This is a genomic window from Staphylococcus sp. HMSC063A07 (assembly GCF_001836955.1).
Lineage (GTDB): Bacteria > Bacillota > Bacilli > Staphylococcales > Staphylococcaceae > Staphylococcus > Staphylococcus lugdunensis.
In genome coordinates this window covers 26993-52932 of sequence record NZ_KV830909.1, presented here as the reverse complement: position 1 = coordinate 52932, position 25940 = coordinate 26993, and the positions used below count along the sequence as shown (strand labels likewise).

The window sequence follows — 25940 nt, the reverse complement described above, 5'->3', positions numbered from 1 at the left end:
GTCGGCAGTTCGACTCTGTCCTGAACCATTCGCTATTTTTTGGCGGTTGTGGCGAAGTGGTTAACGCATCGGATTGTGGTTCCGACATTCGAGGGTTCGATTCCCTTCAACCGCCCCATAATCGTAATGATTTGCGGGTGTAGTTTAATGGCAAAACCTCAGCCTTCCAAGCTGATGTTGTGGGTTCGATTCCCATCACCCGCTCCATCTTATTTATCCACAGTAGCTCAGTGGTAGAGCTATCGGCTGTTAACCGATCGGTCGTAGGTTCGAGTCCTACCTGTGGAGCCATGGCTCCTTGGTCAAGCGGTTAAGACACCGCCCTTTCACGGCGGTAACACGGGTTCGAGTCCCGTAGGAGTCATATAAACAGAAGTGAAATATCGCTTCTGTTTTTTATTTTATTAAGTCATATGTTACGGAGAGTTGTCCGAGCTGGCCGAAGGAGCACGCCTGGAAAGTGTGTAGGCGCTTTATCGCGTCTCGAGGGTTCGAATCCCTCACTCTCCATACAAAATTAAAAATCAGTTTAATTCTGATTAATTAAATTACTCTAGAACGTTGATATATCAGCGTTCTTTTTTATTCGCATTTCCATAAACTTACTCTCAGCTACAAAAAACTACGCATTTAAATAGTTTTCAAGTAATTTATTTTCTACACTTACTAAATCAATCGCTACAATGTCTGATATATAAATTTGGTCAACATCTGTAAACTCTAAGGAATTAAAATCTAAAACTTTTACTTTTATGATATTTTCCTGTACTTCGGTTACACGTCCAATGATTAATTCAATGCTATCTTGCATAACGATTGTTATCATTGAGTTTAATGTAATTAAATCTTGCAAATCTGAAGATAAATGGAATGTATTTTCAATATTAAATGGATTAAACATGCCATGTTCTTTGCTTTGTAAAATATAATTATCGATTAATTCAAGGTATTTTGATTGATTACAAGTTTCTACAATGTATTCCTTATTCCTTAATTGGTAACTGTCTAGTACACCTTTTTTCATCAATAGACTTAAATATAATGAAATTTTCATTTTCTTCAAGGACATATCCTACTGAAAATGTTTCTTCTAAGCCGTTAGTATAAATTTCTACGAGTTCTTTTTTTATCATGAAATTATATCTCCTTTTATCATTAATTTTTTCAATAAAAGTCCCATAACCAGCGTAGCAAAAAAGTATAAATGCAAAGCGTAAAATTTATAAAAATACTGTGAAAAATAACTAATGTATCCTAGTTGTTAACTTTAAGGTTTATTTAAAAATATAATGCTTCAAATAACCTAAGCACTGTCACTGATAAAATCATACAAAATCGCTATAATAAGAATGTATATGAACATGGAGGTCTATTGAGTTGGAATATTGGTTATCAGAACAGAGTTATATGAATCCAAATAAAATAGCAATTACAGATGGTGTTAAGGCACTCACATTTCGAACATTATATGATAGGGCAAAGGTTATCGCTGAGCATCTTGTTACGCTTAATATCTCAAGGGTAGGTTTATATTTAACCAATTCTATAAACTCAGTCATTTTAATTCATGCATGTTGGATAGCACATATCGAAATTGCTATGATTAATACCCGATTAACACCAAAAGAAATCACAGCTCAAATGCAGTCGATTGACGTTCAATATATAATCACTACTGCTTCTTTAGCATTGAAAGATTTTAATATCATTCCTTTTCAGAGTTTAATTGATAAACGTAATAAAGGATTGATATCTAAATCATTTAACCAACAAGATATCGCATCAATTATGTTTACTTCTGGCACGACTGGACCACAAAAGGCAGTTCCACAAACTTTTAACAATCATTATGCGAGTGCAAAAGGCTGTAAATCAAGTTTAGGTTTTGATTCTACAACGATTTGGCTTTCTGTATTGCCAATTTATCATATATCAGGATTAAGTGTATTACTACGTTCAGTTATAGAAGGTTTCACGGTAAGATTATTGGATAAATTTGATACACAGCGTATGATGCATATCATTAAGAATGAGCACATCACGCATGTTTCTCTTGTTCCTCAAACATTGCAATGGCTTATGGATGCCGGCTTAACACAGCCATATAAGCTTGAAAAAATATTGCTCGGAGGCGCTAAATTATCAGTTGCTTTAATTGATGAAGCGCTAAATTATCAGTTACCAATTTATAATTCGTTTGGCATGACAGAAACGTGCTCTCAATTTTTAACGGCATCACCTGATATGTTAGCTCGTCGTCATGATACGGTTGGTAAACCGAGTAGCAATGTTTCGATAAAGATACATAATCCTAATCGCGATGGGCATGGTGAGTTGTGGCTTAAAGGTAACAATGTGATGGACGGTTATTTATATCCTAAAGGTTTAAAAGACGCATTCGTAGATGGCTATTTTAAAACGGGGGATATTGCGGAGGTTGATAAGGATGGATTTGTCGTGATTTATGATCGTCGCAAAGACTTAATCATTAGTGGTGGTGAAAATATTTATCCTTATGAAATCGAAATGCAAGCTAAACAATTTGATGGTATAAAAGACGCGATGTGTGTGCCTTTATCAGATGAAACATGGGGACAAGTCCCATTATTATATTATATTTCAGAAGACAACATTGATATTGCGTCGTTAGATCGATTTTTAAGAGTGCAACTTGCTGCTTATAAAGTTCCTAAAAAATATGTTGCCGTTCAAACATTACCTTATACATCTACTGGGAAATTGCAACGTAATAAATTTGAGCTTAAAGGATGAGTATGAATGAAAATTGTAGATATCAATTACTATTTGTATAATCAATCGTTTCGTGTGCCAATAACAACCCCGAAAGTTCATTTAACAAGTCGTAAAGCACTAATTATTGAAATGATTACTTCACAGGGAAAATCATTTTTTGGTGAATGCAATGCATTTGAATCGGATTGGTATGACTCAGAAACAATTAATAGTGTTCAAAAGGTTATTGAAGCATGGTCGAGTAGTATCAAAAATAAAGAATTTTCGACCTTTGATGCTTGGCTCCCTTATTTAAATCAGCTGAACGCTGCTCCAGCTGCTCGGGCTACAGTGGTAATGGCTGTGTTTCAAATGTACCAAACATTACCAATTATAAATGTGGATTATGGTGCAACTGTGAGCGGGTTAACCGAAGCGCATTTCGTTCAACTTAAAGAGACACAACCAAAACGCATTAAAATAAAATGGTCGAATCATATTTTGAAAGATTTAGCGCATATGAATAAGCAATTGGATTTTGAATATCAGTTGGTAATTGATGCAAATGAATCATTAACTAAAGAAGATTTACCTAAATTAGCACTGGTTAAGCAGTATCATCCTATTTATATCGAAGAACCATTTAAAACAATGGATTTATATAAAAATTATAATCATAATTTATTTCCGCCAGTGGCAATAGATGAAAAGGCTACATCAGTGCAACAAATATTAACGTTATGTCATAGTTATAACATACAAGTGGTCGTAATTAAGCCTTTTAGAATGGGTGGTATTGACCATGTGATTAAGTTAATACACAAGCTACAACGTGATAATATTAGTGTCGTCATTGGTGGAATGTATGAATATGGGTTAAGTCGTTATTTTACAGCTTACTTAGCACAATTTGGAGATTATCCAGGGGATATTACACCTTCTGGATACTATTATGATCATGATCTTGTGTCACAATCAGGTATTCTAAAACAACGACGTATTTCATTTTCTCCTCCCGAGGTTGATACATCACAATTGGTCATGTTTTAATGTTTATGTTGACAGTGCTTGTTATCTTTTTTTAACGGTACTGGATCAAATCCGCCTTTATGAAAAGGATGACATTTTAAAATTCTACGGATACCCATATAAGTTCCTTTGAGTGGTCCATATACCACAATGGCTTCACGTGTGTATTCTGAGCATGTTGGATAAAAACGACATGTCGCTGGTGTCATTGGGGAAATAAAATGTTGATAAACATAAATTAAGCTTAAAAATAATTTTTGTAATAATTTTTTCATTTATAAAAGCCTCCAACCATCTAGCAATAACTTCATTTTAACATATTGAAAGGGGAAGTAATCTATATGCAATTTTTAGATAAAGAAAATAGACGTGTTATCCTCACATATAAAAATGATAAAGATATTGCGAATGGTAACCATGTTTTAGCTATCCCATTTTATAAACAGCAGCTATTATTTACTCAGCATAAAGTAAGAGGAATAGAATTTCCAGGTGGTAAACGGGAAGAAGGAGAAACAAGTATGGAGGCGATTAAACGCGAACTTTTTGAAGAAACAGGCGCCCAATGCCAGAAACTTACGTACATTGCGCAATATGAAGTATTTACTAAGGATAAGACACCTTTTGTCAAAGATGTATATGCAATTGAAGTAAGTCGTATAGATAAAAAAAATGATTATTTAGAAACAGCAGGTCCCATTCTTTATCAAAGACTTAACGATATTCCTGAAAACAAGCGAAGTTATTTAATACAAGATGCAGCTATTCAGCAGTGTTTGGAGAGGGTGAAATTGCTTGGATTATATTCTTTATAAAACCATGCCAATTGAATCATTGACACATGAATTTGCAGAGGTAACCTATGTTGTTGATGGTTTAAAAGTGAAAGCATTACAAATGTTACCTCATAAAACGGTTGAGCGGATTGTTGTGTATCTACGTGGTGGAAAAGGTCAGGTAGGACGTGTGCGTGCAGCAAGATTAATGCAATTTTCATCACCAGAGACATTAGTTATTGGGCCATATTATCGAGGCAATAATGGGAGTGAAGGTAGAGATGAATTTTGCCAAGGTGATTTACATGATGTGACAACACTTGTTCAGCAGTTACATCAATCATATCCTAACGCTTATATTCATATGATTGGTTTTTCACGCGGAGGTCTGCAAGGTTTATTAACGTTTCAAGATTTACCAGTGGACAGTTATATTATTTGGGGTGGTGTTTCAAACGTAAATTTAATGTATGAGGAACGTGTGGATTTGAGAGGAATGTTACGACGAATGATTGGACATCCTGTTAAAGATGCACAATCCTATAAAAAACGTGATGCGTTAAAGGATATTGATGCAACGAGTCCACCGATACTTATCATTCATGGAGGTCAGGATAAACAAGTCGGTATTCATCAGGCATACGTTTTAGAAGATGCTTTGAAACAACGAGGGACGCAATTTGATACATTTTATCAACTTGCAGAAGGCCATGTACCTCGACCAGTAGCAATGAGATTGGCAATTCAACGTATATTCAATTGGATGAAGGAAATAGAAGAGCTTCAAAAATAAAAAGCTTAGATGCACTACGAATTTTAAATCATAATATGCATCTAAGCTATATTTTTGAGGTTTTTATTTATTAAAGCCGCCACTTTGTGCTATCTCGGCTACTTCTGAACCAAATTTTTCAAAATTATGTTCAAAGCGTTTGATTAAGTCTTGCGCTTGAGTTCTATATTTATCTGGATCATTCCAAGCATTGATTGGTTGAAGAATTGTCTTTGGCACGTCTTCGATTTCTGTCGGAATATAAAGACCAAACATGTCATCTTTTATATATTCTGTATTTTTTAATTGACCTGTGATTGCTTGATTAACCATTTGACGAGTATAGTGGAGGCTAATGCGGCGACCAACGCCATATTTACCGCCTGTCCAGCCGGTGTTTACGAGATAGACATCAACGTTATGTTCATCAATTAACGCACCTAATAAATCAGCATATACGGTCGGATTTAGAGGTAAGAATGGTGCGCCGAAACATGTTGAGAATGACGGTTCAGGTTCGGTAATACCTCGTTCTGTTCCAGCTAATTTTGATGTAAATCCACTCAAGAAATGATACATCGCTTGCGATTTAGTTAATTTAGAGATTGGAGGGAGTACGCCAAATGCATCCGCTGTTAAGAAAATAATCGTATTTGGATGTGCTGCTTTAGATGGTAATACGATATTATCAATATGGTGAATAGGGTAGGCAGCACGTGTGTTCTCTGTATATCGATTGTCATCAAAATCTACGCTACCGTCTTCATGTACAACTGTATTTTCAAGAATTGTGCCATATTTAATAGCGTCATATATTTGCGGTTCTTTTTCTTTTGAAAGATTAATTGCTTTTGCATAACAACCGCCTTCAATATTAAAAATACCATTTTTGTTCCAACCGTGTTCATCATCCCCGATTAGTTTTCTATCTGCAGCAGCAGATAAAGTTGTTTTTCCTGTTCCAGATAGACCAAAGAATAACGCAACATCACCTTTAGCACCCACATTAGCTGAGCAATGCATACTCATGATATCTTGCATTGGTAATAAATAATTCATAACAGAGAAAATACCTTTTTTCATTTCTCCGGCATATTCTGTACCGCCAATAAGAATTGTTTTATGCTTAAATGAAATAATGACAAATGTTTCAGATTTAGTGCCATCAATGTCTGGGTCTGCCTTAAAATGAGGTGCAGATACAATTGTAAAATTCGGTTTAATCTTTATAGCTTCATCTTTTGATTCAGGACGAATGAACATATTATGTGCAAATAAATTATGCCATGCTAATTCATTAATAACCGTTAATTTAAGTTGTGTATCTTTATCACTGCCTGCATAACCATTAAAAACATACAATTCGTTACGTTCATCAAGGTAATCTAAAACTTTGTGATATAGGTTTAAAAATGTTTCTTCATCTATAGGTTGATTGACATCGCCCCAGTCAATATTATCTTTATATGAAGGTTCAGTAACGATAAATTTATCTTTTGGTGAACGTCCTGTATATTTACCTGTACTAGCATTGATTGCACCTAATTCAGTCAGTTCTCCTTCATTATTTTCAAGAATTTTGTTATAAAGCTGCGTCGTTGAAAGCTGAAATAAAGTTGTCTCTTTTTCTAATAAGTGTTTAATTTTTGACGTTTCGCTGTATGTATTAATTGACATACTTTAACCCCTCCAGTGCATAAATATTACATGTGAAAGCCTTTACAATTCAATAGTATAACATAATGAAAGGATTATGCCATAGCTAATACGATGTTGGTATGAAAAATCTAAAATTGACATTAGCTAACGAATTCGGTAGTATAATTCTTAACGGATTCTCTTATCCTGAGTGGCGGAGGGACATGGACCCAATGAAGCCCAGCAACCTCTTTTATAAAGAAAGGTGCCAAACCGTTTGCAGACAAATATGGTCTGAACGATAAGAGCGAATGGACGTCTAGAGCCTTCTCTCTATCTAAATAGTAGAAGGCTCTTTTAATTTGGCTTATACAAGAGAGTTTTCGTAAAATAACTTAAAGGAGTAAACAATGACATATAATAAACGCTTATTTACCTCAGAATCAGTTACTGAAGGACACCCCGACAAAATAGCTGACCAAGTATCCGACGCCATTTTAGATGAAATTTTAAAAGACGACCCTAATGCACGTGTTGCTTGTGAAACAACTGTTACAACAGGTATGGCATTGATTTCTGGTGAAATTTCAACAACAACTTATGTGGACATTCCTAAAGTTGTAAGAGAAACAATTAGAGATATTGGCTATACAAGAGCTAAATATGGATATGATTGCCAAACAATGGCAGTTTTAACTGCTATAGATGAGCAATCACCGGATATTGCACAAGGTGTTGATAAAGCACTTGAATATCGTAATGATATTTCAGAAGAAGAAATAGAAGCAACTGGTGCCGGAGATCAAGGGCTAATGTTTGGTTATGCTACTAATGAAACTGAAACGTATATGCCTTTACCAATATTCTTATCACATCAGCTTGCTAAACGTTTATCAGATGTTCGAAAGGATGGCATTATAGATTATTTACGTCCGGATGGCAAAGTGCAAGTAACTGTTGAATATGATGAAAATGACAAACCATACCGCATCGATACAATTGTGGTATCTTCACAACACGCGCAAGATATAACATTAGAACAAATTCAACAGGATATTAAAAATCATGTTATTTATCCAACGGTACCTGATAATCTTTTAGATGAGGACACTAAGTTCTTTATTAACCCTACAGGGCGTTTTGTTATTGGTGGACCACAAGGTGATGCTGGTTTAACAGGACGAAAAATTATTGTTGATACGTATGGCGGATATGCGCGTCATGGAGGTGGATGCTTCAGTGGTAAGGATCCAACAAAAGTAGATCGGTCTGCCGCTTATGCAGCACGGTATGTAGCTAAGAATATTGTTGCAGCTGGACTTGCAGCCCAATGTGAGGTACAGCTTGCTTATGCCATTGGTGTAGCTGAACCAGTTTCTATTGCCATTGATACGTTTAATACAGGTAAAGTATCTGAAGGTGAGCTTGTCGCTGCAGTTAGAAAACATTTTGATTTAAGACCCGCTGGTATCATTAAAATGTTAGATTTAAAACATCCTATTTATAAACAAACTGCGGCATATGGTCATTTTGGTAGAACAGATGTGTTATTACCTTGGGAAAAATTAGATAAAGTCAATATTTTAAAAGACGCCGTTCAAGCATAATTTAATTTTTAATTACTAAATTTAAGGATAAATATCGAAATAAGACAGATTTTCTATTATAATTATAGTTATTGAATAATTAAAGGAGCGTTGTTTGAATGAATTCATTAGGACCAATGGAAATCGGTTTAATCGTTGCTGTGGTAATAGCACTTATTTGCTTAATCTTATTTTTCGTTGCACTAAGAAATAATAAAAAGATAAAACGACAAACGGTAGACGAATATAAATTAAAAGAAAAGCAAATGCAAGAATCACATGACGAAGCATTAGAAAAAGAAAGAATTGAAAACAAAAAGACAGTTACTAAACAAAAGGAAAATTACGAAGCAACTGTTAATAGCAAAGAGCGAGAAATTGATGCTCTAAAATTATTTTCAAAAAATACGAGTGAATATGTGACGGATATGAGATTAATTGGTATCCGTGAACGTCTTGTCAATGAAAAACGAATCCGACCTGAAGATATGCATATTATGGCTAATATCTTTTTACCTGGTAATGACTTGAATAATATTGAACGCATCAGTCATCTTGTATTAACTCGTACAGGGCTTTATATTATTGATTCCAAGTTATTAAAGGGACATGTGTATAATGGTATAAGTGATAATCAATTTAATGAATTGCCAATGATGCAACAAGTCTTTTCAACATTGGATTTAAATGCCAAAGCACCGCATACCTTAGTACTAGATCAAAATGATGATCAATCATCGCTATCATTTTTAGATTATTCAGCACAACTTGCACAAATTGAAAAGTTAGCTACTGACTTGCAAACGAAATTAGGATTAACATACACACCTACATCTATTCTTTATTTCAATCCTAAACGTGAAGGTGAAGTAACTATTTCAAATTATGCGCAAACTTCAAGTGCGAAAGTACTTGTCGGTCCAGAGCAACTAAATGAATTTTTCAACAAATTTGTTTTCCATGGTCGAATTCAATACAATGTTGATGATTTGCAAGAAATTATGACAAAAATAGAATCATTTAACTAAAAAATAACTAGCACCTAACTTTCCTTTTATACGAGTTAGGTGCTGTTTTATGCTTAAAATTTACAAGAGTGGGAATAGGTATTAGCGTTATTAATGTAAAAGGGGCTGAATCATTTGAAAACGATAGAATTTTATAATGGACAAGCGATGCCTAAAGTAGGTCTAGGAACATTTCGAATTGGAAATAATAACGAGTGTCAACAAGCAGTCCAATATGCGATTGAACAGGGGTATAGAAGTATAGATACGGCAAAAGTATATGGTAATGAAGAAAAGGTTGGTGCAGGTATAAAAGCAGCAATGACATCAACAGGATTAAGTCGTGAAGATTTATTTATTACATCAAAATTATATTTTGAAGATTTTGGTAGAGAAAACGTTGCACAAGCATACGAACAAAGTTTGAAAAAATTGGGATTAGACTATCTCGATTTATATTTAGTTCATTGGCCCGGCAAAGATGAAGCAGTCATGATTGATACGTGGAAGGGCATGGAAGATTTATATAAAGATAATAAAGTCTATAGTATAGGTGTCAGTAATTTTGACGTAAATCATCTTGAGGCCTTACTTGCACAGGTCTCAATAAAGCCAATGATCAATCAAGTTGAATATCACCCTAAATTTACCCAAAATGAATTAAGAACTTACTTAAAAGCACAGCGCATCCCTATGGAGTCATGGTCTCCTTTACAAAACGGACAAATACTTAATGATCAAACAATTCAACAAATCGCACATGAAGTATCTAAGTCTCCGGCACAGGTTATTATTCGTTGGAATATTCAACATGGTGTAGTCGTGATTCCCAAATCAATCACGCCATCAAGAATCACAGAAAATATCCAAGTGTTTGATTTTGAGTTGAGCGGTGCGCAAATGGCACGTATCGACCAATTAAATCAAGAGAAGCGTATAGGACCAAACCCTCAAGATTTTGCAGGGTAAATTAAAAGGCGTAACAAGAAAGGATTCGGGATATTATGTTTTAGGCTATGAACAATATATTGGCAGTAATGACCTGGATTGAAAATACGCTTATATCAAGCTTGATTCAATCTTAGTCAACTTTGCCAGGGCAGGACTATGGATTTATAATGAATTCTGTTCCGCTCCTTACTCGTTTGTGTCCTTATAATTGATAGCCGAATAAACATAATAGAAAGCCAACGATAAACTGAAGCACAGTATAAAGTACAAATTTAATGACTTTATTTTTTTCTAACAACATTTGAACAAGTTCTAAACTCATAGTAGAAAATGTTGTTAATCCTCCTAAAAATCCTGTGACAACGAATAAAGAGAACCAATGATGTTCATGAGCAATGGATGCAGTATAACCAATTAAAAAACATCCAAGCAAATTTACAAATAACGTTGCGATAGGGAAATCGATCTTTAAATAATGTTTTGATTGCTGAGTAATCCAAGCTCTTGCACATGCACCCAAACCGCCGCCTATCATTATAAGGATAAGTGTTATCACGATAACTCACGTCCTAACTTGAGACCTATATAACAGCTTAAAATTCCCAAAATGTAGCTAACAATTCCATAACATAATGCGGTTAAGAAAAGAGATTGTTCAAGCATTGTAATCAATTCAAATTGAAATGTAGAAAATGTTGTAAAAGCACCTAAACATCCAGTTGTGAGTGCTTTTTTCAATTTAGGATGCTTGCTTAGAAATGGCACTGTTAAAGTGAATAATAAGCCCATTAAGAAAGCACCAACTAAATTTGCACTTAATGTACCATATGGAAATGTTGTTGTTGAATTGAATGTTGATAGCAGATAACGACAAGCAGCGCCTATCATTCCACCAATGAAAATATAAAAATATTGCATTGAACATCGATCCTTAATATAGCGTTTAAGTTATGATTTATTCAGTAATTATGATAAATTTTTACCCATTATTTGATAATGCCAAAAGTAGTGATTGAAGCATAAATATGGAAGATGATTACCAATAGAATAATAAAGGGTAATATTTTACTTGCTATACGTATCCAATCACTGTTTTCATTCAAGTGCTTAATCGCTTTATCAGAAAAAATAATGGCTGCAATTAAAATAATTACGTTAACAACACTGCAAGCAATCATTAAATATTTAATAGATGTTATTTGTTGACTTAAATAGGGGTTAAATGTATTAAAATAAAAGCTAATTATTAGTAAAATAATTGAAATATAAAAATATTTTTTTGATTTAGACATGACTGACCTCCTAAGTGACTCATCAGAATATTTTACCATATTTACGCAACAATGAAATAATAATTATCAACTTTGATATATTAAATGACAAATTACCAAACAAAACATTAGCTTGTATAACAACCACATGATATAAATGAATTATATTATTTTTAACTTAAAGTGGCAGTAATAAAATGTGTGTGTCTTAATTTCAAAGATAGACTACAATATTTTTAGCAAGATACCTTAAGTTAATTAGTTGGAGGAATGCATAGTGACACAATTAAATGTACAAGTATTTGCAGATGGTGCAGATATTGAAGAAATGAAAGCAGCATATAAAAATAAACAAGTTGACGGTTTCACAACGAACCCAAGCTTAATGGCTAAAGCCGGCGTTACGGATTATAAAGCATTTGCAGAGGAAGCTGTAAAAGAGATACCAGATGCTTCAATATCATTTGAAGTATTTGCTGATGATATAGAGACAATGGAAAAAGAAGCCGAAATTTTAAAACAATATGGGGAAAATGTTTTTGTTAAAATCCCAGTTGTTAACACAAAAGGTGAGTCAATGATTCCGCTCATTAAAAAATTATCTGCAGACAATGTTAGATTAAACGTTACAGCAGTTTATACAATTGAACAGGTTAAAGAAATTACAGAAGCAGTTACAGAGGGTGTACCAACATATGTTTCAGTATTTGCTGGAAGAATTGCTGACACTGGTGTAGATCCATTACCATTAATGAAAGAAGCAGTCACAGTTACGCATAGTAAAGCAGGTGTTAAATTATTATGGGCTAGCTGTCGCGAATTATATAATGTTATCCAAGCAGATGAGGTTGGCGCAGATATCATTACGTGCCCAGCAGATGTCGTTAAGAAGGTTAATAATAATTTAGGTCGAGACATTAATGGTTTATCAGTAGATACGGTTAAGGGATTTGCTAAAGATATCCAAAGTTCAGGCTTATCTATTTTCTAACTCAAATATTTACCCCCAGCAATTAATTTATTGTTGGGGGTTTTATATGTCCAAAGATAAACTTGCAGACATTGTTTAAATCTTATAGTATTAGCTTTATTGATATATTAAATGAATAGGAGGGATGTAGATGAATGAAAGTCAATTTGTAGCTAAAATAAAAAAGCAACTGTGGTTTTTAAATAATAATGAGCAAATACAATTAGAACGATATTTAAATCATTTGATTGATAACAATGACGAAAAAATATTGCAGCGTCCCATTTATTATGCAAATCAGTTTTTAAAAAATTATGTTTTCAAAGAGAAAAATCAAACACACAGTTCTTTAGTATTATTACTGTTTTTAATTATCGTCTTGTATGTTGTTTTTATGGGATTATTTTTATTTGGATTCATTACGAGTTTAACTGCAGTAAATTATTTTATTAATCCACAAGTAAAAGTAGCCACGTGGAGTGTTATTTTAATCTTAATAGGTGCGATCTTATTAATCATTATCAGTCTTTGGTTAATTAAAAAAATAACAGCATATGCGACAAAGAAGCTACTTGAATATAAATTTAATCAATCGCGTAGTTAAGTGGTATAAGATGTGATAGTAATAAACTTTCTTTCCATTTGTTATAAATAAGTGTATATGGGGCATCGATAATTAATTGGATTTGTTGTTCAAAAACGATGATGATATGGTTGTTAATCGCATGCATGGCGACAATATGTTTAGCATTAATGTAACATTGAATTGGAGAACGTTGAGGTCTAATAGGAAATAGTATGGTCTGTTGGTTTACATAAATAGGCACTAATTTATTGATGTGTAATAAACGCTTGGCAACCTTTATTTGTAAAGGCAAATATCTACCATAAAATTCAAGATAATGATATAGTACTTGCTTCATTGATTTAGGTATTATTTCAGTGTGTTCTAAATATTTACATTCTGTAGCTATTTTATTGCTAGTACAAGTTTTTAAGTAGAGTAATTGATCCAGTTTAGTTACATTCATGGTGTGCTGACTCCTTTATGTGAAGAAGCGCTGAAGCTTTTGTCTGGCATTGCGTTTGTAATTTTTTACTGAGGATAATGAGACGTGCATATGTTGGGCAATTTCATATTGCTTGTATCCACTTATCTGTAAGATGAGCCATTGCTGTTCTTGACGCGTTAAGTGTTTCCATGCCTCTTGCATAATAAGATTGAAGTCATTGAGGATATAAATAGGTAGCTTTGATGAGCTTGGATTTAATATACTTATTTCTACGGATTGTTTAGGCTGTTCTTTTCTAAATAAATCAATTAAATAATAATTTAGTCGGAAGATAATAAAAGTTGAAAAATTTGAATTTAAAGAGGCATTATATTGGTTTGTGAGTTGCCATAATCGTATGAGCATGAGTTGGTAATACTCATCATAATTATAACGAATATGATATTTATTTAACAAATAATGAATATATTTATTAAATTGATGATATACATTGTTAAATAACATTAGCTGCTCCGTTTCTTATGCGCATAATGAAATTTATCCGGATATTCATAGCTTATGCTAAAAATTGAAAAATATCATTTGCTTAATTACGCTATAAGGTGTTAAATATAGGGCATAGGTATATTTTAAAAATAAGTTATTGACTAAAACATCAACAAACTTCAGCATATAACAAATTTGACGCTAAGGAGGTATATATGGATTACGCACACTTAAATCTTGAACACTTTTTTGCACGAAATGATGACTTGGATATTATTAAAGATCGCTCAGATTTTGTAATGATTAATAATTTTACAAATGAAATGATGTATCGAGATGGTGAAGTAGAGGGTACTATCGATTTAAATCAATATTATTATAAGAATCGCTCTCAAGCAGCAAGTTTCATTATGATGGAATACAAAAATCATCGTGAATAAAAATGTGAAAGTTAAATGGTTAGGGCAAATTTATACAGGACGATTTGTCTAACCATTTTATTTTGCAGTTTTATTACTATTCATTTATGAATATGTAACAAAGCTTATATAAAATTGTGAAAGCAATATAATAATGTTAAACTTTATTATCATAAACACATATTGCATAAGTTTTACAACATTGACCTAAGAGGTGTGAATATGGCAAAGCACAAAAGAGGCTCTATTATCGGGTTGTTTGGATTACTAATACTATTAGTAATTGTTGGGATAATCTTCTTTTCAATGATTTCAGATCAAATTTTATTTAAAGAAGTTAAACAAGTTGAAAAGGTTGAAAATTTAGATGTAACACTCGATAAAGCTTCTAAGAAACAAATAGATAATTATACAAGCCAGCAAGTTTCTAATAAAAGCAATAATGCTTGGAGAGATGCTTCTGCTACTGAAATTAAAACAGCAATGGATAGCAGTAAATTTATTGAAGATAACAAACAGAAATATCAATTTTTAGATTTATCGAAATATCAAGGTATTGATAAAAATAGAATTAAACGTATGTTGTTTGATAGAGAAACATTGTTAAAACATACGGATGATTTTTTAGAAGCGGCTAAAGATAATCATGTTAATGAAGTTTACCTTATATCACATGCTTTACTTGAAACAGGTGCTTCTAAGAGTCAATTAGCCAATGGCGTGGAAATCGATGGTAAGAAATATTATAATTTTTATGGTGTTGGTGCTTTAGATGAAGATCCAATTAAAACAGGTGCACAATACGCTAAAAAGCATGGTTGGGATACGCCAGAAAAAGCAATACGTGGCGGTGCAGAATTCATTCACAAACATTTCTTATCACATGATGATCAAAATACATTGTACAGCATGAGATGGAATCCTAAGAACCCTGGCGAACATCAGTATGCGACAGATATTAAATGGGCTGAAAGCAATGCAACGATTATCGCTGACTTTTATCAAGAAATGAAAACAGAAGGAAAATATTTCAAATGGTATGTCTATAAAGATGATGACAAACATAAAGCGAATTAAGAAAATAAATTGAGATATAATATATCTCTGAATAAAATGACAATTTCTACATGATTTTAATAGAAATTGTCATTTTTATTTTGTTATTTATGTTCTTGACTCCTCAAGATATTTAGTGGAGCTTTTATTTTTTATAAAACGATTTATTCAGCTTTATTTTTACGATTAATCCAAGCAAATAACACAACAGTAACTAAAATGATTTTTGCTATAACTTTCATAGTTAAAACACCTCATTTAATATATTTTTCATTTATAAAAGTTAAATAATGACTTTACTTAAATAACGCGAAGTTATTTTTATTTTAGTTCTAAATACTTATTGATACAATAAAGAAGTATCTAGAAGAAAGAAACAGATAATTAAAAAGGGTGAAGAAATCATGCGTGTAGCGATAATTGGAATGGGAACAGCTGGTGTAAGTGTGCTAAGACAACTTGTTAAACACGAAAACTTTTCAACTTTAACTGTAGATGTCTACGATAATAAAATCAACATGGGTCACGGGGTACCTTTTCAAAATGATAGTGATGAACTATTAATTAATTTACCATCCAAGAAGATGAGTTTAAATTTAGAAGATGATTTAGAATTTTGGCATTGGTATCAGCAGCAAAATATTTTTTCTTATGAGAACCCTAAATATTTACCAAGATTTATTTTTGGCCACTATATGAAATCCTATTTGTTACATTTTGATAAAATTTTTGATAATTTAACATTGATTCATGACGAAGTTAAAGAAATATTTACTAACTCAAATGTTGATGAAACAGCTTTAAAATATTATGTTTGTACTTCTGATGATATGAATGATTGGAAGGAGTATGATTATATCTTTTTGACTATTGGGACATTAAGCTATCACGATCCATACCAGTTAAAAGGAATTCCAGGATATATCCAATCGCCATATCCAACATATAACACTTTGGATGAAGTGAAAGAGACAGATCGTATTGCTATTATAGGTACAGGGTTAGCTAGCTTAGATGTGGTTAGATATGTAGCAACACATCATAAGCATCTTCCAATCATTATGACGAGTCGCTCGACGCAATTGCCAAGTGTGCGTGGAAATATGCAAGAAATAACATTTCGTTATTTAACAAAACAAACTTTTAATAGTATCAAGGCAGTTAATTATGGAAACGTACCACTAGATACTTTAGTTAAGCTTTTCTATAAGGAATGTGAAGAATGGAATATTGAATTAGATACGTTAATAAATAGACGTTCAGGAAATCATATTGATGATTTGCAATATGACTTAGATCATTCACAAGAGCTCGGTGTATTTCAAGGATTGATAGAACATCTAAAAGAGAATTTAAACTGGATATACAATAGTTTGAGTAGCTCAGATCAACAGTTGTTCGATAAGAAATATACTAAAGTGATTCAACTTAATTCTAATCCAATGCCGCCTAGAACAGCTAAATTACTTATTGAGTTAATGCAGAATGGCTCTTTAATTATAAAACGTGGTCTAGAGAATATTACGCATGATGGACAATTATTTAATCTAACATTTAAAGACACATCTTCGTGTGATGATTTTAACATTATTATTAATGCAACAGGTGCTAAAACACATTTAGCAGAGTTAGACGAGGATGATCAATTAGTCATTAACCTAGAGAATCGTCGTATTGTACAAGCACATCCTATGGGTGGTATTCAAATTGTGCCAGAAACAAATCAAATTATTAGTCCAAGATATGGGACGTTGACTAACGCTGTCGCTATAGGTCAGCTTACCAATGGTGTAAATAAATTAAGAAATGGTGTTAAGATGATTGTTTCACAAGTAGTTAATGCAGTGGATTATTTATATGAACATCAATCACGGTTAAGTCGCGACAATATTTCTAAAAAATAGTAATTAAAGAAATTAAATTGCTTTCATTGTAAAGTTTATTAAAATTTAGTAAGATAAACTCATAGTGTTTTAGTAACACTTAAAGTAGAATTATCAACTTCATAATACGTTCTTTCGGGGCAGGGTGAAATTCCCAACCGGCAGTGATTAAGCCTGCGACCTGCTTGTGATGCACAAGTGGCTGATTCAGTGAGATTCTGAAGCCGACAGTATAGTCTGGATGGGAGAAAGAATACAATCGACGTTAACATAAACGATTACGTTTAATGTTTGTTAAGCATGCACAGAAATTATTGTGTAGGCTTGTTCAAATGTCATTATATCAATCTCCTTATGCCTATTTTGGTATAAGGTTTTTTTATGAAGGTGATAAATTGGATTTATATTTAAGCAAGGCAATACAGCTTGCTAAGATGGTTAAAGGACAGACTGGTGTTAATCCACCAGTAGGAGCAGTAGTTGTTAAAAATGGCAGAATTATCGGACTTGGCGCACATTTAAAACAAGGTGAGAAACATGCTGAAGTGCAAGCAATTGACATGGCTGGTGACGAAGCACAAGGTGCAACAATTTATGTGTCTTTACAACCATGCACGCATTATGGTTCGACACCGCCGTGCGTTAACAAAATCATCGATCATGGTCTAGATAAGGTAGTATATGCTGTAAAAGATACAACTTTACCTAGTAAAAGTGATGAAATCTTAACCCAAGCTGGTATCCAAGTGTATCAGCAGTTTGATCATGAAGCCTATTGTTTATACGAAGACTTTTTTAAAGCTAAAGCTGAGAAAATTCCTGAAATTACCGTTAAAGTATCTACAAGTATAGACGGTAAACAGGCAACAGATTATGGACAAAGTCAATGGATTACCAATAAAACAGTAAAGCAAGATGTGTATCGTTTAAGACACAGTCATGATGCCGTGTTAACAGGAAATAAAACCGTATTAGCAGATAATCCTCAGTACACGACTAGAGTTAAAGATGGTAAACACCCTATTCGTGTTATTTTATCTCGAAGTGGGGACGTTGACTTTAGTCTAGATATGTTTCATGATCAATTATCTGATATATGGATATACACTGAAGATGCCACATTAACAACAACTTTACCCAATGTTTTTATTAATTACATGAGCAATTGTAAAATTCCTGATATTTTACAAGATTTATATAAAAAAGGTGTAGGTCGGCTGCTCGTCGAGGCGGGACCTAAAGTTACCTCATTATTTCTCCAACAACAGTTAGTTAATCAACTCATCATCTATTTTGCCCCGAAATTGATAGGTGGTTCTGGAACAAATCAATTCTTTCAAACACAAGAAGTTATAGATTTACAGGATACCTTTGAATTTGAAATTGTTAATTCCACTTTATTAGATCAAAATATCAAATTAGAACTACGGAAGAAGTGAAACAACCATGTTTACAGGAATCGTAGAAGAAATTGGAACCATTGTTGAAATACGTAATGATCAATCAGTACGCACACTTATCATTAAAGCTGAAAGGATTATTGATGATATGCATATTGGTGATTCTATAAGCGTTAACGGGACTTGCCTGACAGTGACAGACTTTAATAGCAATCATTTTTCAGTGCAAGTCATACATGGTACAGAAGATAAAACCTATCTTGCTAATGTTCAGCGTCATCAAGAAGTGAACCTAGAACGCGCGATGCACAGCAATGGTAGATTTGGTGGCCATTTTGTTCTAGGCCATGTTGATGAATTAGGTACAATTACAAAAATCAATCAGACAGCCGATTCAAAAGTAATTCAAATTTCAGCATCACAAACAATCATTAAACAACTTGTGAAGCAAGGATCAATTGCAGTCGATGGCGTTAGTTTGACAGTATTTGATATACGTGAATCATCTTTTGATATACATCTCATACCAGAAACACGGCGCTCAACAATTTTAGCAGATAAGAAACAAGGAGACTTTGTACATTTAGAGACAGATGTTTTATTCAAATATGTAGCCACAATCATTAATAAAAATTCCAATACTTTAACATTAGATAAGTTAAAATCATATGGTTTTTAAGGGGGATTAAATATGCAATTTGACACCATTGAAGAGGCACTTCAAGCGTTAAAAAAAGGAGAAACTATAATTGTTGTAGATGATGAAGATAGAGAAAATGAGGGAGATCTTGTTGCAGTAACACAATGGATGCAAGATCAAACGATTAATTTTATGGCTAAGCACGGTCGTGGCTTGATTTGTACGCCAATTTCCACTGATATTGCCGAACGTTTAGAGTTAAAACCAATGGTAATGCAAAATTCAGATGACTATGGTACAAACTTTACTGTAAGTATTGATCACTATACAACAACAACGGGAATTAGTGCAATTGAACGCATGACTACGGCACGGTCTTTAATTGCCACTGATACAATGGCTGAAGATTTTCATAAACCTGGTCATTTATTTCCACTTATTGCCAAAGATAATGGCGTTTTAGAACGTGAAGGTCATACTGAAGCAACGGTTGATTTAGCTAAAATGACAGGTGCAGCACCTGCAGGAGTTATTTGTGAAATTATGAATGACGATGGTTCGATGGCTAAAGGAGAACAATTAGAAAAGTTTAAAGAAACACACCAGCTTAAGCTTATTTCTATAAAACAAATCATAGAATATAGACATCAGCATGATATACAGGTGAACTTAAGAGCAAAGGTAAATATGCCAACAGATTTTGGCAACTTTGAAATGTATGGATTTGATTCAACACTTACACAGGATGAAATCGTTGTTATTACTAAAGGAGAGCCAAGAACTACTGAAAATGTAAGAATTCATTCAGCATGTTTAACTGGTGATATTTTTCATAGTCAACGATGTGACTGTGGTGCGCAACTTGAATCGTCCTTAAAATATATTAATGAACATGGTGGAATGGTGATTTATTTACCCCAAGAAGGCAGAGGTATCGGACTTATAAATAAACTTCGTGCTTACGAGTTAATAGAGCAAGGCTATGATACTGTAACTGCGAATTTAGCTCTTGGATTTGATGAAGATTTACGTGATTATAAGGTTGCTAGTCAAATTCTAAAATATTTTAATGTCAAGCAAGTTAATTTGTTAAGTAATAATCCGAAAAAATTTGAAGGGCTAAGTGAATATGATATAGAAATTGCAAAGCGTATTGAAGTCATTGTTCCAGAAACAACACACAACCATGATTATATGGAAACGAAAAAAATTAAAATGGGTCATTTAATCTAGGAGGTTATAAAAATGAATTTTGAAGGTAAATTAGTTGGTTCAGAGTTGAAAATTGCGATAGTAGTAAGTCGATTTAATGATTTTATTACAAATCGACTATTAGAAGGTGCTAAAGATACATTAATACGCCATGATGTCAATGATAGTAATATTGATGTTGCCTATGTTCCTGGTGCGTTTGAAATACCGCTTGTAGCTAGAAAATTAGCACAAAAAAAACATTATGATGCAATCATAACATTGGGTTGTGTAATTAGAGGTGCAACTTCTCACTATGATTATGTGTGCAATGAAGTGTCTAAAGGGGTTGCAAGAGCGAATGATGTATCAGATACACCAGTTATTTTCGGAATATTAACAACTGAAAGCATTGAGCAGGCTGTAGAACGCGCTGGTACTAAAGCTGGCAATAAAGGATCTGAAGCGGCAGTCAGTGCAATTGAAATGGCCAACTTATTGCAACAACTATAATGTTTAGTCTATAAATTTGGGAGCAGGATAAAATTCATTGTGAATTCGAAGTCCTGCTCCCTTTATATGTGTCGTTATTATTTTATAATTTTCGTAATCAAAAGTAACAATGCAGAAATACCAATTATCGCGCTAACTTTTTTGAGAGATTTAGTATCAACAAATTCTTTAACTGCTAGTGATAAGTTTTGAGGACGCTCTGCTAGACGACGCATAAAATAGCTAAACCAGTCATTACCATATGGAACATAAATGGTGAAATGATAGCCTTCTCTTGCGATTTGTTCAGCTAGTTCTGAACGGAATCCATATAACATTTGAAATTCAAAATCATCATTTTTAATATGGTGATCTTTGACGAATTGTTTGACATGATTGATAATTCGATCGTCATGTGTCGCAATGGATGTTTTATTACGCGCATTTAGCAAACGTTTCTCAATTAATTTAATATAGTTGCTATCAATATCTTCTTTTGTTTGATAAGCAATGGAAGCATCTTCTTTATAGGCACCTTTAACCAATCGTAATCTTAAATCTGGAAAACGTTCGATGAGTTCATCAGCATCGTACAAATATGCTTGTATAACTGTGCCGACATTTTTAAATTCTCCCTTAAATTTATCAAGCGCTTGAATAATTTGCTGCAAACTGTCATATTTTTCAGTATCAATATTGACGTGCATATTTTGATATTCATTAGCTTTCAATAAAATTTCACGTAAATTATCAAAAGCAAATTGTAAATCAAATTCTCCTCCTAGTAAACTTAATTTAATAGATACATGGGCATTTACATTAGATGCATTAATGGCATCCATTATAGTGAGAATTTCATTCTTTGCTGTTGTGGCTTCTTCGCGTGTACCTACAAACTCTCCCAAATTATCAACGGTAACAGCGATATTTTTTTCATTAAGCCTTTCAATTGTATCTATTAGTTCTGGAATGGTATTACCTGCTACGACTTTATTTGCACCCATTTTGGGGCCGATTTTCTTAGCTGTTTGATTTAAATATGTATTATTTGATAAAGCGATGAAGAAATCCCTAAATAGTGTCATGTAGTAAACCTCCAATATTATAATCAATATATTTTATAAATAGTTTAGCATGAAATATTCGTAAGAGAAAGCGTTTTCAATATCGGTCATACGTTTTGCTTCAAGTTCAATTTATTGCAGAAATGTTTTCTTGAGTCAATTAGAGTGTTAGCCATATTAAGCTGATATTTGCTATAATTTAAGCTGTAGAGTTTATGTAGAAGGGACTAATAAGTCATGTGGAAATGGGAAACAGAAAATAATGCTAAAGGCGTAGTTGTTATTGTCCATAATATGTTAGAGCATACAGGGCGTTATGCTTATGTTATTACGATGTTAAGAAGAAATGGTTATCATGTGATTATGGGTGATTTGCCAGGACAAGGGCAGACTTCACGTGCAAACAAGGGGCAAATTAAAAACTTTAATGAATATCATGAACATGTTTTAGAATGGATTAAACTCGCAAATGATTATAAATTACCTACATTTGTTATGGGGATTGGTCTAGGAGGATTAATCATACTTAATTTATTAGAAAAGGTAGATCGATTGCCTATTGAGGGTATGATTTTATTTTCACCATTATTAGAATTACAAAAGAACAAGACAACACGGAAAGACATTTTAATTTCTAATATTGGAAAAGTATCAAAAGATACGCGTTTTAAAGTTAATATTGAAGTTGAACAGTTGACTAGAAATGAAGAAATAAGAGAAGAAACGGTTAATGATGGTTTGATGTTAAAAAAAGTAACATATCATTGGTACAATACTGTTGTGGAAGAAATGAAAGAAACATTAGATTACGTTGGGGACGTAAAATCAATACCTACATTACTAATGCATGGTTCTGAAGATGCGATTGTCGAACCTAAAGCGATAATTAAATTAAAAGAAAATCTAAAATCTGATGAATTCTATTATAAAAAATGGCAAGGTTTATATCATGAAATCCAAAATGAGCCTGAACGTGATCAAGTCATGCGATATGTATTAACATTTCTAAATAATAGTGTAAATACGATGGGATTTATCGTTAAAGAAGAAGAAATAGAGGATATTGAATAAATAAAAGATATTGAAAGACCTATTTATGATGCAACCTAATTATCTGCTTGAGAGAGTTATGGAACTTATACTTTCTAAAGGTTTTTTGTGTTTTTATTTGGAATGTGACAGTATAAATTGTTGTTACGCATCTTCTAAAGTGCGCATAATAAAGTTTGTTTTTATAATATTGAAGACTACTTATATGTGATGGCATTAATTGTGTCGGTGTTTATTTAAAACAATAAATTCATAATACAAATGGTTTAGTTGCATATCTACATAGAAATTGGTATATTTTATACATATAAATTTATTAATAATTAATTGGATAAAAATCTACATGAATAATTAGCAATTTGCTGATGTTAGCACCAAGTTTATGGTTATAGTTGTGATTAAATAAAAAGACAATTAAATTATTAAAAGTTTATTAAGGGTTTTAACAATGCAGCAACATTCTTTATCATCGGTAAATTGTATTATTTAGTTTTATGACAGGGAGAGATTTTAGTGAGCGAGCAAACGATAGACCAAGTATCTGGATTATTAAAATTAGAAGCGCTACTAATGGACATCAATTCAATTTTCGACGTTATTGAGAAAGAATACGGCATGACAAAAGAAGAAATCTTAATTTTACTAACGCTATGGCAAAAAGGGTCGATGACGTTAAAAGAAATGGATAGTTTTGTAAAGATTAAGTCTTATAAACGTACACGCACATACAATAACCTTGTAAATTTAGAATGGATTTACAAAGAACGCCCTCAAGATGATGAGCGTACAGTTATCATTCATTACAATGAAAATCAAAATGGTAAACGTGATGACTTATTAAAATTCATTTGTGATGCAGTACACAAAAAATCAAATTCCATGCAAACAAGTTTCACTTCAATTTTAAATATCTAGAAAAATGCTTAGTCTATAGTCAGGAAATAGCGACTTATAGACTAAGCATTTTAATTGATTTTTTCTATTGCGCAGATGAATGGAGCGTCATTACGTTGATTTATAAATTGATATTGTAGAACTTGAGCCTTTGTTTGATCTATATTGCTGAAATAATCAAGTAATGCATCACGTTCTAGTTTGCCTTGAAAATGGCCGTGATAAATAACAACTACAATAATGCCTTCAATCGTTAACTGTTCAAATATGGCGTCAATAGCGCGTATAGTTGATTCAGGCTGGGTGACAATTGATTTATCACCTTTTGGTAGGTAGCCTAAATTAAAGATTGCTGCAGTGATTTTATTTTTATGAGCAGATATTAAGTGGTCTGAGATATATTCATGACTATCATGTATTAATGATACGTTTTTAAATGATTTGATCTTCTTAGCAGTGTTATCAATTGCTTGTTGTTGTATGTCAAAACCATATACATGACCTTTTGGAACGTGTTGAGCTAAGAATAATGTATCGAATCCATTACCACATGTAGCATCAATCACAATACTATCACTTTGGATATGAGACGTAATTAAAGATTTAGCAAAGGGAAGAATGCGTTCTAATTTCATATTTGAACCCGCTCTTTGTGAAATTTCCCTTGATAAGAATTACGTCTAGCGAGCTCATCATCGATATTATTTAAAACTTCCCACTTGTTAACACTCCACATTGGTCCTACCATCAAATCAATGGGTCCATCGCCTGTAATACGATGAATTATCATCTCTGGGGGTAAGATTTCAAGTTGATCACATACTAGGTTAGTATATTCTTGCTGACTCATAAATTTTAGTAAACCCTTATCGTACTGTTTTACCATAGGTGTTCCTTTTAATAAATGAAGTAGATGTATTTTTATGCCTTGAACATCCATTTTGGCAACTTCACGGGCTGTGGCCATCATCATATCGTAATCTTCGCCAGGTAAACCATTAATAATATGCGTACAGATATTAATATTATGTTTTCTTAATTTAGCGACCCCATCATAATATGTTTGCATATCGTGTGCACGATTTATTAAATCAGATGTAGACTGATGTATCGTTTGGAGTCCTAATTCAACCCATAAGTATGTGCGTTTGTTTAGCTCAGCAAGGTATTCTACTACATCATCTGGTAAACAGTCTGGACGCGTGGCAATGGATAATCCTACAACACCTTCTTCTTGTAATACAGGTTCATATTTTTCCTTTAGTATTTCAACAGGGGCGTGTGTATTAGTGAACGCTTGAAAGTAGGCAATGTATTTTCCTTCATGCCATTTCTCATGCATTTTTGCTTTGATTTGTTGAAACTGAACTTCAATAGGGTCAGCTCGATTTCCAGCAAAATCGCCGCTACCAGCTGCAGAACAAAATGTACAACCACCATGTGCAACAGTTCCGTCACGATTAGGGCAGTCAAAGCCGCCATCTAATGCCACTTTAAATATTTTTTGGCCAAATTTATTTTTTAAATGGTAATTCCAAGTATGATAGCGTTTATTCTCAAAAGCATAAGGGAAATATTTACCCATAAGACATTTTCCTTTCTAATTGTTTCTAAGTAAA

General features: G+C 33.0%; 29 protein-coding genes, 5 tRNA genes and 2 riboswitches. Of the genes, 23 read left to right on the top strand and 11 right to left on the bottom strand.

The window, feature by feature from the left end; genetic code table 11:
- Positions 1-42: 42 nt before the first annotated feature.
- From HMPREF2597_RS02790 to HMPREF2597_RS02770, 5 genes are all read left to right on the top strand, one after another.
- Positions 43-118: transfer RNA gene (locus tag HMPREF2597_RS02790), tRNA-His, on the top strand.
- A 15-nt stretch (positions 119-133) separates the two neighbouring features.
- Positions 134-207, top strand: a tRNA-Gly gene (locus HMPREF2597_RS02785).
- Positions 208-216: 9 nt separating this feature from the next.
- Positions 217-291, top strand: a tRNA-Asn gene (locus HMPREF2597_RS02780).
- Position 292: 1 nt separating this feature from the next.
- Positions 293-364 (top strand) — tRNA-Glu (locus tag HMPREF2597_RS02775).
- Positions 365-420: 56 nt separating this feature from the next.
- Positions 421-510 (top strand) — tRNA-Ser (locus HMPREF2597_RS02770).
- A 112-nt stretch (positions 511-622) separates the two neighbouring features.
- On the opposite strand, the gene HMPREF2597_RS02765 is transcribed toward HMPREF2597_RS02770, so the two are convergent.
- Complete coding sequence (locus HMPREF2597_RS02765; RefSeq protein WP_225306450.1) at positions 623-1054, bottom strand: hypothetical protein; 432 nt, start codon at positions 1052-1054, stop codon at positions 623-625.
- 323 nt (positions 1055-1377) lie between these two features.
- On the opposite strand from HMPREF2597_RS02765, the gene menE reads away from it, so the two are divergent.
- Both menE and menC read left to right on the top strand, forming a co-directional pair.
- Entirely contained in the window at positions 1378-2772 is a 1395-nt protein-coding gene (gene menE / locus HMPREF2597_RS02760) for an o-succinylbenzoate--CoA ligase (RefSeq protein ID WP_002458784.1), read from the top strand.
- Positions 2773-2778: 6 nt separating this feature from the next.
- Complete coding sequence (menC, locus tag HMPREF2597_RS02755) at positions 2779-3783, top strand: o-succinylbenzoate synthase (RefSeq protein WP_002477998.1); 1005 nt, start codon at positions 2779-2781, stop codon at positions 3781-3783.
- On the opposite strand, the gene yidD is transcribed toward menC, so the two are convergent.
- The gene (gene yidD, locus HMPREF2597_RS02750; RefSeq protein ID WP_002458786.1) at positions 3780-4037 is read right to left on the bottom strand and encodes a membrane protein insertion efficiency factor YidD; all 258 of its coding nucleotides are present in this window, start codon (positions 4035-4037) and stop codon (positions 3780-3782) included. The two genes, menC and yidD, sit on opposite strands and share 4 nt — an antisense overlap.
- Before the next feature lie 66 nt (positions 4038-4103).
- Here yidD and ytkD point away from each other — a divergent pair, with 66 nt between their 5' ends.
- Both ytkD and HMPREF2597_RS02740 read left to right on the top strand, forming a co-directional pair.
- Positions 4104-4577 carry an RNA deprotection pyrophosphohydrolase gene (ytkD, locus tag HMPREF2597_RS02745; RefSeq protein WP_002458787.1) on the top strand — a complete coding sequence of 158 codons (474 nt, stop codon included), beginning with the start codon at positions 4104-4106 and terminating at the stop codon, positions 4575-4577.
- A complete protein-coding gene (locus HMPREF2597_RS02740) occupies positions 4558-5331 on the top strand; it encodes an alpha/beta hydrolase family protein (protein WP_002477999.1) in 774 nt (257 codons plus the stop codon). Before ytkD ends, HMPREF2597_RS02740 begins: the two co-directional genes overlap by 20 nt.
- 63 nt (positions 5332-5394) lie before the next feature.
- Here HMPREF2597_RS02740 and pckA read toward each other — a convergent pair whose 3' ends face one another.
- Positions 5395-6987, bottom strand: coding sequence for a phosphoenolpyruvate carboxykinase (ATP) (gene pckA, locus HMPREF2597_RS02735; protein WP_002458789.1), 1593 nt, complete (start codon positions 6985-6987; stop codon positions 5395-5397).
- A 160-nt stretch (positions 6988-7147) separates the two neighbouring features.
- Positions 7148-7256: riboswitch (SAM riboswitch) on the top strand.
- A 102-nt stretch (positions 7257-7358) separates the two neighbouring features.
- Between pckA and metK the strand changes: the two genes are divergently transcribed.
- The 3 genes from metK (at position 7359) to HMPREF2597_RS02720 (ending at position 10510) form a co-directional block, all read left to right on the top strand.
- Complete coding sequence (gene metK, locus HMPREF2597_RS02730; protein WP_002458790.1) at positions 7359-8555, top strand: methionine adenosyltransferase; 1197 nt, start codon at positions 7359-7361, stop codon at positions 8553-8555.
- Between the two features lie 98 nt (positions 8556-8653).
- A complete protein-coding gene (locus tag HMPREF2597_RS02725; RefSeq protein ID WP_070817144.1) occupies positions 8654-9562 on the top strand; it encodes a nuclease-related domain-containing protein in 909 nt (302 codons plus the stop codon).
- Between the two features lie 147 nt (positions 9563-9709).
- Complete coding sequence (locus HMPREF2597_RS02720; RefSeq protein ID WP_218117584.1) at positions 9710-10510, top strand: aldo/keto reductase; 801 nt, start codon at positions 9710-9712, stop codon at positions 10508-10510.
- A 184-nt stretch (positions 10511-10694) separates the two neighbouring features.
- Here the strand turns inward: HMPREF2597_RS02720 and crcB (HMPREF2597_RS02715) are convergent, their stop codons facing one another.
- From crcB (HMPREF2597_RS02715) to HMPREF2597_RS02705, 3 genes are all read right to left on the bottom strand, one after another.
- Entirely contained in the window at positions 10695-11048 is a 354-nt protein-coding gene (gene crcB, locus HMPREF2597_RS02715) for a fluoride efflux transporter CrcB (RefSeq protein WP_002478001.1), read from the bottom strand.
- Positions 11045-11410 (bottom strand): fluoride efflux transporter CrcB, encoded by a 366-nt coding sequence (crcB, locus tag HMPREF2597_RS02710; protein ID WP_002478002.1) that lies wholly within the window; start codon positions 11408-11410, stop codon positions 11045-11047. Before crcB (HMPREF2597_RS02710) ends, crcB (HMPREF2597_RS02715) begins: the two co-directional genes overlap by 4 nt.
- 68 nt (positions 11411-11478) lie before the next feature.
- Positions 11479-11784, bottom strand: coding sequence for a hypothetical protein (locus HMPREF2597_RS02705; RefSeq protein WP_002478003.1), 306 nt, complete (start codon positions 11782-11784; stop codon positions 11479-11481).
- Positions 11785-12040: 256 nt separating this feature from the next.
- Between HMPREF2597_RS02705 and HMPREF2597_RS02700 the strand changes: the two genes are divergently transcribed.
- Positions 12041-12754, top strand: coding sequence for a transaldolase (locus HMPREF2597_RS02700; RefSeq protein ID WP_002478004.1), 714 nt, complete (start codon positions 12041-12043; stop codon positions 12752-12754).
- A 130-nt stretch (positions 12755-12884) separates the two neighbouring features.
- Positions 12885-13337, top strand: a complete 453-nt coding sequence (locus tag HMPREF2597_RS02695; protein WP_002458797.1) for a hypothetical protein — start codon at positions 12885-12887, stop codon at positions 13335-13337.
- On the opposite strand, the gene HMPREF2597_RS02690 is transcribed toward HMPREF2597_RS02695, so the two are convergent.
- Positions 13318-13764 carry a competence protein ComK gene (locus HMPREF2597_RS02690; protein WP_002458798.1) on the bottom strand — a complete coding sequence of 149 codons (447 nt, stop codon included), beginning with the start codon at positions 13762-13764 and terminating at the stop codon, positions 13318-13320. The genes HMPREF2597_RS02695 and HMPREF2597_RS02690 overlap by 20 nt on opposite strands.
- 15 nt (positions 13765-13779) lie before the next feature.
- The gene (locus HMPREF2597_RS02685) at positions 13780-14250 is read right to left on the bottom strand and encodes a sigma-70 family RNA polymerase sigma factor (protein WP_002478005.1); all 471 of its coding nucleotides are present in this window, start codon (positions 14248-14250) and stop codon (positions 13780-13782) included.
- A gap of 197 nt (positions 14251-14447) precedes the next feature.
- Here HMPREF2597_RS02685 and HMPREF2597_RS02680 point away from each other — a divergent pair, with 197 nt between their 5' ends.
- The 7 genes from HMPREF2597_RS02680 to ribE (HMPREF2597_RS02650) all read left to right on the top strand — a co-directional run bounded on the left by HMPREF2597_RS02680 (position 14448) and on the right by ribE (HMPREF2597_RS02650) (position 21334).
- Positions 14448-14672 carry a hypothetical protein gene (locus HMPREF2597_RS02680; protein WP_002458800.1) on the top strand — a complete coding sequence of 75 codons (225 nt, stop codon included), beginning with the start codon at positions 14448-14450 and terminating at the stop codon, positions 14670-14672.
- A gap of 201 nt (positions 14673-14873) precedes the next feature.
- Complete coding sequence (locus HMPREF2597_RS02675) at positions 14874-15728, top strand: peptidoglycan release complex glucosaminidase SagB (protein WP_002458801.1); 855 nt, start codon at positions 14874-14876, stop codon at positions 15726-15728.
- A 383-nt stretch (positions 15729-16111) separates the two neighbouring features.
- Entirely contained in the window at positions 16112-17611 is a 1500-nt protein-coding gene (locus tag HMPREF2597_RS02670; protein WP_012990810.1) for an FAD/NAD(P)-binding protein, read from the top strand.
- A gap of 106 nt (positions 17612-17717) precedes the next feature.
- Positions 17718-17847, top strand: a riboswitch (FMN riboswitch).
- A 138-nt stretch (positions 17848-17985) separates the two neighbouring features.
- Entirely contained in the window at positions 17986-19029 is a 1044-nt protein-coding gene (ribD, locus tag HMPREF2597_RS02665; protein WP_037543108.1) for a bifunctional diaminohydroxyphosphoribosylaminopyrimidine deaminase/5-amino-6-(5-phosphoribosylamino)uracil reductase RibD, read from the top strand.
- 7 nt (positions 19030-19036) lie between these two features.
- Positions 19037-19669 (top strand): riboflavin synthase, encoded by a 633-nt coding sequence (gene ribE / locus HMPREF2597_RS02660; protein ID WP_002458804.1) that lies wholly within the window; start codon positions 19037-19039, stop codon positions 19667-19669.
- A 12-nt stretch (positions 19670-19681) separates the two neighbouring features.
- Entirely contained in the window at positions 19682-20863 is a 1182-nt protein-coding gene (locus tag HMPREF2597_RS02655) for a bifunctional 3,4-dihydroxy-2-butanone-4-phosphate synthase/GTP cyclohydrolase II (RefSeq protein WP_002478008.1), read from the top strand.
- 12 nt (positions 20864-20875) lie between these two features.
- Complete coding sequence (gene ribE, locus HMPREF2597_RS02650) at positions 20876-21334, top strand: 6,7-dimethyl-8-ribityllumazine synthase (RefSeq protein ID WP_002458806.1); 459 nt, start codon at positions 20876-20878, stop codon at positions 21332-21334.
- Positions 21335-21411: 77 nt separating this feature from the next.
- On the opposite strand, the gene HMPREF2597_RS02645 is transcribed toward ribE (HMPREF2597_RS02650), so the two are convergent.
- Positions 21412-22398, bottom strand: a complete 987-nt coding sequence (locus tag HMPREF2597_RS02645) for a proline dehydrogenase family protein (RefSeq protein ID WP_002478009.1) — start codon at positions 22396-22398, stop codon at positions 21412-21414.
- A 216-nt stretch (positions 22399-22614) separates the two neighbouring features.
- Between HMPREF2597_RS02645 and HMPREF2597_RS02640 the strand changes: the two genes are divergently transcribed.
- Both HMPREF2597_RS02640 and HMPREF2597_RS02635 read left to right on the top strand, forming a co-directional pair.
- The gene (locus HMPREF2597_RS02640) at positions 22615-23448 is read left to right on the top strand and encodes an alpha/beta fold hydrolase (RefSeq protein ID WP_002458808.1); all 834 of its coding nucleotides are present in this window, start codon (positions 22615-22617) and stop codon (positions 23446-23448) included.
- Between the two features lie 492 nt (positions 23449-23940).
- Entirely contained in the window at positions 23941-24342 is a 402-nt protein-coding gene (locus tag HMPREF2597_RS02635; RefSeq protein WP_002458809.1) for a transcriptional regulator, SarA/Rot family, read from the top strand.
- Positions 24343-24392: 50 nt separating this feature from the next.
- Here HMPREF2597_RS02635 and HMPREF2597_RS02630 read toward each other — a convergent pair whose 3' ends face one another.
- Both HMPREF2597_RS02630 and HMPREF2597_RS02625 read right to left on the bottom strand, forming a co-directional pair.
- Positions 24393-24956: a tRNA 5-(aminomethyl)-2-thiouridylate-methyltransferase MnmM gene (locus tag HMPREF2597_RS02630; RefSeq protein ID WP_002458810.1), complete on the bottom strand. Its 564-nt coding sequence runs from the start codon at positions 24954-24956 to the stop codon at positions 24393-24395.
- A complete protein-coding gene (locus HMPREF2597_RS02625) occupies positions 24953-25906 on the bottom strand; it encodes a tRNA modification radical SAM protein MnmL/YtqA (protein WP_002458811.1) in 954 nt (317 codons plus the stop codon). The genes HMPREF2597_RS02630 and HMPREF2597_RS02625 overlap by 4 nt, the downstream gene beginning before the upstream one ends.
- Positions 25907-25940: the final 34 nt, after the last annotated feature.